The 11,134-nt window shown below is 49.0% G+C and carries 10 protein-coding genes; 4 read left to right on the top strand and 6 right to left on the bottom strand.

The features are described from left to right. Positions 1-217 precede the first annotated feature (217 nt). The 5 genes from NDI52_RS33750 to NDI52_RS33730 form a co-directional block, all read right to left on the bottom strand. Entirely contained in the window at positions 218-3,076 is a 2,859-nt protein-coding gene (locus tag NDI52_RS33750; protein WP_190771512.1) for a hypothetical protein, read from the bottom strand. Positions 3,077-3,646: 570 nt separating this feature from the next. Then, positions 3,647-4,630: an RluA family pseudouridine synthase gene (locus NDI52_RS33745; RefSeq protein ID WP_190771511.1), complete on the bottom strand. Its 984-nt coding sequence runs from the start codon at positions 4,628-4,630 to the stop codon at positions 3,647-3,649. A 91-nt stretch (positions 4,631-4,721) separates the two neighbouring features. Continuing rightward, positions 4,722-5,141 (bottom strand): DUF1824 family protein, encoded by a 420-nt coding sequence (locus NDI52_RS33740; protein ID WP_190771510.1) that lies wholly within the window; start codon positions 5,139-5,141, stop codon positions 4,722-4,724. Between the two features lie 20 nt (positions 5,142-5,161). Then, positions 5,162-5,500 (bottom strand): hypothetical protein, encoded by a 339-nt coding sequence (locus NDI52_RS33735; protein WP_190771509.1) that lies wholly within the window; start codon positions 5,498-5,500, stop codon positions 5,162-5,164. Positions 5,501-5,703: 203 nt separating this feature from the next. Continuing rightward, positions 5,704-6,747, bottom strand: coding sequence for a LysR family transcriptional regulator (locus NDI52_RS33730; protein WP_190771508.1), 1,044 nt, complete (start codon positions 6,745-6,747; stop codon positions 5,704-5,706). Positions 6,748-7,126: 379 nt separating this feature from the next. On the opposite strand from NDI52_RS33730, the gene NDI52_RS33725 reads away from it, so the two are divergent. The 4 genes from NDI52_RS33725 (at position 7,127) to NDI52_RS33710 (ending at position 10,501) form a co-directional block, all read left to right on the top strand. Next, the gene (locus NDI52_RS33725; RefSeq protein ID WP_348257107.1) at positions 7,127-8,035 is read left to right on the top strand and encodes a hypothetical protein; all 909 of its coding nucleotides are present in this window, start codon (positions 7,127-7,129) and stop codon (positions 8,033-8,035) included. 21 nt (positions 8,036-8,056) lie between these two features. Beyond that, a complete protein-coding gene (locus tag NDI52_RS33720; RefSeq protein ID WP_190771506.1) occupies positions 8,057-8,542 on the top strand; it encodes a 2Fe-2S iron-sulfur cluster-binding protein in 486 nt (161 codons plus the stop codon). A 727-nt stretch (positions 8,543-9,269) separates the two neighbouring features. Next, entirely contained in the window at positions 9,270-9,743 is a 474-nt protein-coding gene (locus tag NDI52_RS33715) for a phycobilisome protein (protein ID WP_190771505.1), read from the top strand. Positions 9,744-10,033: 290 nt separating this feature from the next. Then, on the top strand, positions 10,034-10,501 hold the full coding sequence (locus NDI52_RS33710) for a hypothetical protein (protein WP_190771504.1): 468 nt from the start codon (positions 10,034-10,036) through the stop codon (positions 10,499-10,501). A 296-nt stretch (positions 10,502-10,797) separates the two neighbouring features. Here NDI52_RS33710 and NDI52_RS33705 read toward each other — a convergent pair whose 3' ends face one another. Continuing rightward, entirely contained in the window at positions 10,798-11,040 is a 243-nt protein-coding gene (locus tag NDI52_RS33705; RefSeq protein ID WP_190771503.1) for a hypothetical protein, read from the bottom strand. Positions 11,041-11,134 lie beyond the last annotated feature (94 nt).

Here is an 11,134-nt window from a genome sequence, read left to right as displayed (position 1 = left end):
AAACTCCTGACCTCGGAACTCGACAAGATTTCCCCTGAAAGGGTTGCGTCATTGACGTCCTACGATTTCATTCTCGAAGCCCTATTTGGCGCAGCTTCATATTAAAACGGTATGAGTTCGGCTTAGGAGCTTTTCCGATCAACCTGAGGTTGAATGAATTCAAGCCAAACAAAAAGAGAGGGGGTATCCCTCTCTCTTTTTGTTTGGCTATTGTCTACTAGATGACCCAGACTTCACGACCACTAATGCCGTTATCGGCAGTAAAGTAGATGCGGCCTTGAGAGCCATCGCCGGCTGTGTCTCCAACAACAACCAGGTTCAGAGGATTTGAACTGTTTGCGTCTGGAGCAATATCAACGACTAGGGAGTAACTACCAACAGTCGTAGAAGAGTTGGCCTTATCGTAGCTATAGACTTCCGTACCACTCGTCCCTGTTGCTACGAAGTAAAGCTTACCACCAGCCACTCTGAAATCCCGTGGACTGGAGGAGTTGTCGGTTCCTCCAAAAAGATTCACTTTCGTGATAGTGGGCGAAGCTATAGTTGGTTCAGTAATCACATAAAGCTCAGTATCACCTTCCGTATCTAATGCACTAAAGAACAATTGATCGTTGTAGACAGTTAAGCTGCTCGGATTACCACCTTGATTAGGCAAATTGTTGATTTGAGGTAATGGTTCCGTGCTTCCGGATGTTAAATCTGTGCGGAACAACTCAATACCTTCGCCTGCAGACGCTGTAAAGTAGGCGTAGTTGCCGACAACAGCAAGTGTTTGGTTAATCGCTGCAACCCCTGTCAAGGAGCTATTGAAGTCACCACTGGCATCAAGGGTCTGAAGAGTCCCTGCTCCCGTTAATCTCCGCCATTCTCGGTTCGTTTGGTTTGCTTGGTTTGCCGGTTCTGAAGCAATAAAGTAGAGATCATTACCGATCGCCCTCAAACCACTGACACTTCGGAGATTAACAGTTGTAGTTCCTTGGGGTAGCGAGGGTAATGCTGTCGCAGTAGGTGTTGTTGTGCTTGTTGCGTTAGCTATGCGCCATAGCACCGAATTAGTGCTAGGGGATCCATTAATAACAGCGCCGGCTGCCTGGTAATAGAGGGTAGTGCCAACAGCCGTCAGTTCACCAAATGAATTTCCAGCATTGGCGATTTGTACGGTTCCAGCCCCCGTTCCATCGGTCCGATACAGTACTTGATCAACAGATGCCCCTGTCGGGCTGGCCAAGAAGTAGAGGTAATTCCCGATAGCCGTCATTCCAGTAACTCCAGAACCCAGGGGTAAGTTTTCGTTACCTGGATCCGTACCTGGAGCTATATCTTTAACCAGGGAGATTTGTCCAGCCAAGGCTACGTTGGGGTCAGAAGAAGCAACAGTTGTCCACTTATACAATTCCGAGCCAAAGGCATCCTGTGCTAAATCGCCAGCAATATAGAGGGTGCCACCTACGGCTTGCAAACGATCAATGGAGTCAAAGACTCCCACTCGAATCGTAGTATCCAAAGTACCACCCGTTCTCCACAGACCAAGCTGCTGCCCATCCGTTGCGACAAAGAATAAGGTGCTAAGCGTTCGGACTTCTTGTAGCAGACGGGCTCCAGAATCACCATCAGGATAAATATCTCGAGTAATGCTGGGGCGATTATTGCCAGAGTTGACTGACATTTGCAGATTATAGGTCGAGCCTGTGTTGACGCCCGGAGCGTAAACCCGCAGGTAGTAAATACCCTCCCCTACGGTGCCTTCAAAAGCGCCTTGCCCTGCATTACCACTGCTGGTGAAAATCCGATTACTGCTACCAGCCTTGAAAAATTCCATATTCACGGTGGATGCTAACTCGTTCAAGCGGATGCTTAAGAAGTTGCTAGCCTGACCCGTAAAGTCAAATTTGTACCAATCCTCGTCACCACCACCAACAAAATCTCTATAATCCTGAGCCTGAGCACCCAGTGCCGGGAAAAGGGGACTGTTGTTAGGGGCTGTAATTTGAGTGGCTAGCTCTTGTGTATCCTCCACATTATCGGGGGGAAGCAACTGGTAGTTCAACGTATAGACTGAACTCGCTGTCGAGGGATTCGGTTTGACCTGGATGTAGTAGGTGCCTGGGTTTAAGTCTTCAGCAGTAAGCGTTTCAACCCCATTGACGAGATCGCTACTAATGCCAGCATAGATACCGCTACTGTTGAGCAGGTCAATTTTTAGATTGGTACCGCTCTCTAATCCAGTCAGGCTGAGTACCAGATTGCCACCCATTGTCTCAAACTTGTAAAGGTCTAGCGGATCTCCGGTTCCCACAAATTCTGCATAGCTAGATGGCGCAAAGCTGACCGGTAGTACCTTGGCATTTTCAATAGTGTTACCTGCAGTATCGACAATTGGACTACCTAACAAGCGAAGGGAATAACGAACCGCTGCCCCCCCTGCACGAACTCCCACATAATAAGTTCCTGGAGCCAGAGTACGTATAAGGTTTTTGGCTGCTGTACCTGCCCCACTTCTACTACCCAAAACCGTGCCAGCAGAATTGTATAGGCTGAAGTTCGTTGTGGAAGCGAATGGTGTGAGAGTAGTTCTTAAACTCGTGCGGTTAGTGACATTGAATTTATAAAAATCTAATCGGTCAGAAGTCCCAACATAGTCGTTGTAGGAGACTGCCGTCGCAGGCAGGGTGCCCAAGTTACGGGCTGCGCCGAGGGTGGAACCTGCGCGATCTGGATTGGCAGAGAATCGTAGGTTATAAGCGCTGTTGCCAGCTTTCCATTGAACCCGCAGATACCAGGTGCCCCGTGCAAGTCTCAGGTTGAGTGCTTCGTTAGCATTGCCGGCTTTAGCAGAGCGGCGAATAAGACGCTGGCTCCCATTGAAGAGGAGTAGGTCGAAATTACTCCCCCGTTGAATGCCAGATACAAATGCATCGAAGCTACTGGCGCTTCGAAGGTTGAAGCGGTAGTAGTCATTCCTATCCCCAGAGCTTAGCCTTTCACGAAGTGTGGTAAGCCCTGGTTTCGGTGAAATACTTCTCGCTTGCCGAAAGCTATTTCCTGCATCTGCCATGACGACGATCTCCACTGCCATTGTGTAGGTTTAAAGTGCCCAATTTTTTAAGAGAATAATCAGGCCTATTTAGAAATGAGGCATATTTGCCCAGAAAGATTCCTAATTTTGATCCAGGCCTACTTTCAGAGTATTCAGGTAATACACAGAGGTTGCTGAAAACACCAAGGAGCCATTATAGGATCTGACTCAGTTATTGTTTCTGGAATTGTGTTGCAAAATATGTCAAGCCTTCACAGAAAGGTTTTTGTCCTTTAAATGCGGATACTGAAATTTCCTCTAAGGTGAATATTCAAGTAGATCTTTGTGTATTGTTTTTGCTTTTCTGTATAGATACGGAGTCATCAACAATACACACACTTAATTTGTTTTTTCTTTGAGATTTTCATGCCAAATTCAATTTAATAATGGCTTAATTCTTGAATGACAAGAAGCATGAAAACTATTTTTCTTGAACCTCGGTTTTCATTAGCCAACAACTTGCCCCTAAACTCCTAGTAGGCTGCGGCCTAAGTTTACATACTATGTTTTTGTGTGGGGTGCTTCGCACCCCACACAAAAACATAGGTGGTGGATTTCCGCCTCAGCATACTAGCCATTTTCGTCAGGATGCACTCTAAGGTAATCATCTTTATGGCATTGATGGTGGCCCATGCGTTGGCGTAGAACTTGAACCAGCTTTGTCAAGTAGTCAGGGAGCGGTGCGATCGCCTCAATCCACTCCTCCGTTAGAGGATGTTGCAACCGTAGCCGCCAAGCATGCAGAGCCTGACCCGGTAGATTAATGCCAATGGGGCGACCCGAGCTATACACTGGGTCGCCCACGACGGGATGGCCGATATGGGCACTGTGAACCCGAATTTGGTGTGTTCGTCCCGTTTCCAGGTCGTATTGCATCAGGCTATAGTTCCCAAGCCGTTCTTGCACCTGCCAATGGGTAATGGCGGGACGCCCCCCTTTCTCGAGGGGTACAACGGCCATCTTTTTGCGATCGCCCAAATGCCGACCAATGGGCGCATCAACGGTACCGCTCGATTCTTTAGGAGCACCGTAAACCACAGCCAAATAAGTACGACGAGCTGTTTTGGCTTTGAATTGTGCTTGCAGATGTTGGTGGGCCTGGTCTGTCTTCGCGATGGCAATCGCCCCACTCGTATCTTTATCCAACCGATGCACAATACCTGGGCGCTGTACCCCTCCAATCCCCGTTAAGTTAGGGCAATGGGCCAAGAGAGCATTAACCAGAGTGCCGTCCTCATGGCCTGGAGCCGGGTGAACGACCAAACCAGTAGGTTTATTGAGAATCAGGAGAGAGTCATCCTCGTAGAGAATGTCGAGGGGAATGGATTGTGCTTCTAGTTCCAGGGGAGTTGCATCGGGAATCGTGATGTCGATGCGATCGCCAGCCTGAATAGCCATCTTCTTGGATGTACAGATTTGGCCGTTGACCTGGACCTGCCCCTGATCAATCAATTTTTGAATGCGAGCCCGAGAGAGATCTGGCAGGTGCTCAGAAAGCCAGCGGTCAAGGCGATCGCCAGCAAACGCGGCTTGTAAGGTGACATCAACGGCCATAGGAAAAACAGAAAAATGCCACAGGTAGAAAGAACAAGATACCCAGGCTCTGCCTGGGTATCGAAAAGCGCTGAACTCTAGGCAGCCATACCTATTCTGCCGAAAACAAGTTTAAGGGCAAATGTCCATACATCTGATTGATGCCATCTGCATCTGCAGATTGACAGGACACCAGAACGCCTCGATGCTGGCCAGGATAGCCATCGGCGTAGCACCGATTGGAGCGGGAGTTGAACTTGAGATAAACAGGCCCTGCGGGAGCTTCAACGGCAAGATCGGGGGCATAACCCAATGCCGTCGCATACGCCCGAAGAGCTGACTGAGCCTGGGTCAGAGAATCGGCACAGACGCCCAACATTTGGTAATCCGAGTGCTGAGCCACCAGCTGTAGGGCAGCCTGTACCTGCGTATGATCGAGGCTCTGCGATCGCTCAGGGGTTAAACAATCAAATTGCTTGAGGAGGCGATCGGCTTCCTCAAGCGAGGTTAGGGGAGTCGAAGACAGTTCCATAACCAAAAGGGTGGCTCAGCCTAGGCTGACTCCTCAGCGACAGACGTTGCCGACTCATCGGCTTCAGATGCTGCCACTTCTGCGACATCAGCCACTTCTTCAGTAGGGGCTTCCGCTACGGGTTCTTCAACGGCCAATTCTACCTTGGGCGAGGGCTTGGGGCCACGGGCTAGAGCTGGGTTTGCTGGAGGCTTTGGTGCTGCATCCCGATCGCGATCTTTGCCACCTTTGCGATCGCGACGACGACCACCGGGGCGATCGCCACCTCGCTCGAACCCACCGGATGCAGGTTTGGCTGCGGTCTGCTCAGACTCACCTTTGGCCTGTCGCTCAGACCGTTTAATAGGACGTTCCACCATAGGTCCACACCGTTACGTTGCTTAATAAGCATACGCCGAAACGGTGTCTTCTGACAGGATTCGGCCTACTTTCTCAGTGTACATCGCTAGAGAACAGGGGAGTTCTGTCTGCAGAAGCACACAACAATTTGTGGTAAGCACAGAATCCCTTCCTTGCCATCGTTATACGACAGCAAGGAAGGGATTCTGATGAGGATAGACGTTTACCAGTTTTCCAGTGGGACGGCTTCAGTAGCTTCTGCCGGGCTGAGATGGTGTGTCGCTTCCAAACCGCTGGTTACGGTATCTGGAATGGAACCCGCAGAGCTTCCCTCCGGACGGCCCTTATGCAGGCTAAATTGGGGCAGAATTTCATCCATAAACGCCTGAGCAGCCTTGGAACGGTAGCGGTTCGGATTCACGATGACGGATAACATACGGTTCACCACCACATCCTGAATACGCACCCGTCGCAACATCCCCATTTGCAGTTCCTTCTCAATGGCAGAGATGGATACGAAGGCGGCTCCTAATCCGGCCTGTACAGCATTCTTAATGGCCTCGATAGAGTTCAGTTCCATCTCTACCTTCAGCCGACGGGTTTCGATGCCGCAGCGGGTCAACACCTGATCGATCACCTTACGAATGGTGGATTGCGAATCCAGGGTGATGAACTGCAACTTGTAGAGGTCGTCTTTCTGGATGATGCCCTGACGAGCGAACACATGGTTAGAGGGCAAAATCAGCGCCAACTCGTCTTCAGCGTAGGGGGAAATGTCCAGAGATTCTTGCAGTTCGGGAGGGACTTCCCCACCAATAACGGCCAAATCCACTTGGCCATTAGCTACACTCCAGGCTGTGCGTCGAGTGGAGTGGACATGTAACTGCACCGCCACCTCCGCATAGCGCTGGCGAAACTGGCCAATCATGCGGGGCAACAGGTAAGTACCTGTAGTCTGGCTGGCCCCAACAATGAGGGTGCCGCCTTGGAGATTCTGGAGATCTTCGATGGCACGGCACGTTTCTTCGCATAGGGAAAGAATGCGATCGCCATAGCTCAGCAATAAATGGCCAGCCTCTGTCAGTTGAGCCCGACGCCCCCCTCGGTCAAATAAGGGAACATCGAGCTGGCGCTCCAGATTCTGTACTTGTAAGCTGACAGCGGGTTGTGAAACATACAGACTGTCGGCAGCTCGCTTAAAGCTTCCCTCGGCAGCGATCGCCTTGAGAATACGGAGCTGGTCTAAAGTAAAAGGGAGGTCAGACATGAGTGGTAAGCCCAACAAGAATTAGAGCCGAGAATTGAGGCACACCCTTAAAACCATCCGGGTTGTATTGATATTTTCAGTAGAACCGAGATAGGCCTTTACGCACCAGTGAGCCAGAATTATAGGGGAAGGACTACATTCCAGCGATCCTAGTCTGCAATAGGCCCACCTGTTCCCAAAGTTTTGTCAACCTTGCTTGCCCGAAACGTGCCCTAACCGGGGATAAATGGGTAAGTTTAACGGAAAGGCGATTCATTTAGGCATCTATCCTTAATATTCAAGATTGAAAGGGAATAATGAAGACAGGAAACTTGCGTCGGGCGTAGAACGGTCGTTTAGTCTTCCTTTCACGGGCACTAATTATGTATTAGAGCATCTTATGAAGCGGGAGGTTATCCAGGATTTTTTGAATTTACCAGGAATTGCGGGTGTTGCCCTCATGGATGGGCGATCGCGCCCCTATTTCTTTGGGGTCGATCAAGCACTCAACTTCCAGCAGAAAGAGGCTCTAGCACAGGGCATCCAGCAGGTCGTTGATACAACCCCGGAAGGATTTGGTTCATTCGAATTTCAGTTTACGGGCCATCAGGTCTACATTTACAAACTGCAACATGGCATCATCCTGCTTGTTCTCACAGGTGACAAGCTTGTGCAGACGGACTATCACCAGGCTATTAGCCAATTACAGGGGGAGTTGCAAAAGGATGCAGCCAATGCGATCGCCACTTTTCGGTTGATGGCGGGAAACATTACCCTCACCAGCCAGAATCAGTGGGCAGCAAAATTGGGTATTCCTGACTCAGTGTCTACATCCCCTGCTGCCGTTGCCCCAACTGCTGCCCCCTCAACCACTACCCGTAATGGCACAGGTAGGCCAGTTCAGCCTCCTGTCAGCCCTCTCCCGTCGCCCCCTGTGACTCCCGCTCCTCCTGTGGCGGCACCTCCTCCTGCCCTGAGTGCGAAAGAGGTGGTGCTTGCTTTGAATCAGATGAGTCAGGTTGCTACGCACTACCTGGGCAATATTGTGGTGGCTAATTACTGGAAGTCTAGCCGCCCCAGTGTGGAATGGCTTCTACAATTCCAGGCCGATCGCTCGGCCCAATTTACATTTAAACCTGCAACTACCACAGATCTTTCCCACCTTCTTAGTTCTGAAGAAGAGCAGTGGATTCGTGATTGGATAGCAGCGTTTGTGAGCCGTTGCTCAAAAGTAATTCGAGATTTTCAGGACATTTTACAGCAGAGTGATTTGGACACTCGCCAAAAAGCTCTACTGCCACCTCCCTAACACTTATTTCGGAGAATTGTAATGGTCAAAATGGTCAAGCTTGAGCCGATTAACCAGGAGACGGCGATTGAAACCAATGGCAACTTGTTGTCAGTTCTGCTTAACAAGGACCTTGATGTATTACGTGAATGTGGTGGACGAGGAATGTGTGCCACCTGCCATGTGTATGTCCGTGACGGCATGGAGGCCCTAACCCCAATTAACCGTCGAGAGCAGCGGACTCTAGAGGTCATTACAACTTGTAAGACAAATTCTCGGCTTGCCTGCCAAGCTCGAGTCCAGGCAAATGGAGTTGTTGTAGAACTACCTCCCGGTATGTACATCAATTCTATTAAGGATATTGAGGTGTTAATTGGACGACGGGCCGAGCAAAATTTGCTGCACCCTATTACCGGTCAAGTGCTGGTAGAGGAAGGCAAACTCATTACCCGCTCCACCTTGAAGCAGATTGAAGACTCCACAGACCTCAATATTGCAGGCTATTTTTCGCAGAGCAGCGGCATCTAACCGAGAGTTAAAAGAAGCATAAAACGACGAGAGAGTGAGCTTTTCCTCACTCTCTCGTCGTTTTATGCTTCTTTCAAACTGCTCTCTGAAACTCAGGACTTACGCATTTGTTGTGTGTGGGGGTGCTTTGCACCCCACACACAACAAATGCGTAAGTCCTAAGCCCGTCTAAAAAGTTGATCTTCTAGACCTAAAGGACACAGAAAATCAACTTTTTAATAACGTTTCAGACAGTTTTCAGAAACAGATGTTTTGAGTGGAATATTTCACAGCTCTCCCAAAATATCTGGTGCTATGACCAGACGAGAACTGCACAATACCGAGTGCCGGATGGCTTAAGTTTGCCTATGTTTAAAATTCCTATGTTTACAATTGGACATACCAAGCATCTTCCAATTCTAAACATAGGTTGATTCCGACGGTTTATCGTTAATGAGAGCGAAAGATCAGCCTTCTCGGATGGCTTCTTGAGATAACAAATAGACTTTCTGAGCCAATTGTTTGTGGCGAAGTTGTGCAATAATTCACGCCCTCAAAAACCGATTCATGCAGAAGGGTCCATGATGATGGAGAACCCCTAAATAGTTTTTGAGAGGCGGGACATAGCCTTTTGGCTCTGTGTTTCATCAGCCTGAGTTACTTGAGCAAAACAGAAATATTAATTTGTATTAATTTTTGCCAAGCTTTTGGGAAGACTTTACATAGCTTTACTGTTGAGAGTGACTTTATGCTGAGTCAGCTTCAGAAATTAAGTATTGAAACCGAAGGACGATATGCAACGGATGACGAGCTGGCAATCATAACGGAGTACATGCAGGCTTTTCATGCCCGAGTGGAGGTTTACGAAGCTTTAGTAAAAGCTGAAGGTAAAATCATCCAGGAGGTCTTTGAGACGATCGAGGCCAAGCATCCGGAGGTTTTTCGTGGCAGTAAGAACCTTAAGGATAAATGGAAAACGGACACAATCCGGGTATTGCGCTACACGGCGGTCGCCATGCTCATGAATGACCCTAAAACTGTAAGGGAACGGTTTCTGGCCTGGTTTCAGACCGTTATGCGGGCCTTTAGCGCGCAAGCCAGTTGCGACATCACCTATCGCGTTATGGAAAGCGTCATGGCCCGCCATTTAACTGCTGAAGGGATGGCTCTAGTGCAGCCGTTTCTGGAGCTAAATCGTCAGGTTCTAGGCCAATCGTCCTGACCATACATTGCTTCATAGCAGTTCTCAACTATGCGAAATGTAGGGGACGCATGTACGAGGGTTACGTCACACCGTTGATTAATTAATCTGTAATGCAGCTACCGAGAACAGCTATAGGAAGTGCGCTGTGGCGCACACAGGCACTTCCTCCTGTGACTTTCCGTGATCAGTTGGCGATCGCACCTCACGCGTTCCCTCAAGTTTTTCCGGGTTAGTACGGGCTCTTCTTGTTACATTAAGTAACTACAGTAGATTTATTCCCACAATTCTTCACAGTCCTCATTCCCGCTATGAACATTACGCTTGAGCAAAGCATTCAGAATGCTGATGGTCGTTATTTGACAGATAGCGAACTGGACACGCTGCATGTATATATCAAAACCTATGAGGCGCGGTTGAAGACTTACACACTGCTACAGGAGAAGTCTGGGGAGTATATTCTGCTGGCTCTTCAAAAGTTGGCAAAAACCGACGCTCAAACGGTACAGCAGCATAAAGATAAGTGCATCCGCGATATGGATTATGTAGTACGCTCCATTGCGATCGCCATTCTACGTGACGATGAAGAAGGCTTCCGGCAGGAGTTGCTACTGTGGATGCAAAACATTATGGTGGCTTTACACAAAGAGCAGCAGTCTTCCCGCGCTTACCGAATGTTGCAGGAAGTTGTGACCCAGGAAATGCCCAAAGAATGTAGCGACCTGGTCAATCATTATCTGGATGAGTTCACCAAGGCTTTACTGGCCGGAGTTGCGTAACGTTTGCCCTGTTATACCAACCCTGAGGAGTCCAGTTTTTATCGCCGCTAAGCAACGGTAAAACTAGACTCCTCGATGTTTTATAGCCATTGCCATAAAAATTCTTACAAAATTAAAACCCATAACTTTTTAGCAATTCTCATTTTGGAATCTAGCCCGAAACCCACCCGATTGAGGCGAGTGGGTTTCGGGCTAAACTCTCGGCTTTCTGATTGTTTATGTGAGAGCCGTGCAGAGCGCGGCTCTCACATAAACAATCGTGGTGATTCAAGCGCACAGCGCTGTAAGCGTAAACATTAGCGAACCTTGGGGCGGGCATAGGGAGAGCGATCGCACGGTAAAAACTGCCCTCGTCCCTCTTTTGCCAGCACCTCACCATTGCGCCATACGACCTCCCCACGAGATAGGGTAATGTCGGGGTAGCCTCGCAGTTGCATCCCTTCGTAGGGGGTGTAATGGCGGTCACAACGGTGCCATTGCGGATAATGAGGTCGAGAGGTGACATGGTGGAGTAGATGCGTATAGAACCCATTTGACATCTTTACAATCTCAAATTAAGGTACTGAAATCCCTTGAACCAAGGTACCATGCCATATTCCAGCAGCCTCACTGATGAAGAATGGAACATCCTCG

This window comes from Leptolyngbya sp. PL-A3 (assembly GCF_039962325.1).
Classification (GTDB): domain Bacteria; phylum Cyanobacteriota; class Cyanobacteriia; order Elainellales; family Elainellaceae; genus Vacuolonema.
The sequence above is the reverse complement of the archived record's forward strand: the minus strand, read 5'-3'. Positions and strand labels throughout refer to the sequence as shown.

Coding starts and splice junctions, on each gene's coding strand:
- NDI52_RS33730 (WP_190771508.1), bottom strand. CDS start 6,747: ATGTCTGACCTCCCTTTTACTTTAGACCAGCTCCGTATTCTCAAGGCG.
- NDI52_RS33735 (WP_190771509.1), bottom strand. CDS start 5,500: ATGGTGGAACGTCCTATTAAACGGTCTGAGCGACAGGCCAAAGGTGAG.
- NDI52_RS33745 (WP_190771511.1), bottom strand. CDS start 4,630: ATGGCCGTTGATGTCACCTTACAAGCCGCGTTTGCTGGCGATCGCCTT.
- NDI52_RS33750 (WP_190771512.1), bottom strand. CDS start 3,076: ATGGCAGTGGAGATCGTCGTCATGGCAGATGCAGGAAATAGCTTTCGG.
- NDI52_RS33720 (WP_190771506.1), top strand. CDS start 8,057: ATGGTCAAAATGGTCAAGCTTGAGCCGATTAACCAGGAGACGGCGATT.
- NDI52_RS33705 (WP_190771503.1), bottom strand. CDS start 11,040: ATGTCAAATGGGTTCTATACGCATCTACTCCACCATGTCACCTCTCGA.
- NDI52_RS33710 (WP_190771504.1), top strand. CDS start 10,034: ATGAACATTACGCTTGAGCAAAGCATTCAGAATGCTGATGGTCGTTAT.
- NDI52_RS33715 (WP_190771505.1), top strand. CDS start 9,270: ATGCTGAGTCAGCTTCAGAAATTAAGTATTGAAACCGAAGGACGATAT.
- NDI52_RS33725 (WP_348257107.1), top strand. CDS start 7,127: ATGAAGCGGGAGGTTATCCAGGATTTTTTGAATTTACCAGGAATTGCG.
- NDI52_RS33740 (WP_190771510.1), bottom strand. CDS start 5,141: ATGGAACTGTCTTCGACTCCCCTAACCTCGCTTGAGGAAGCCGATCGC.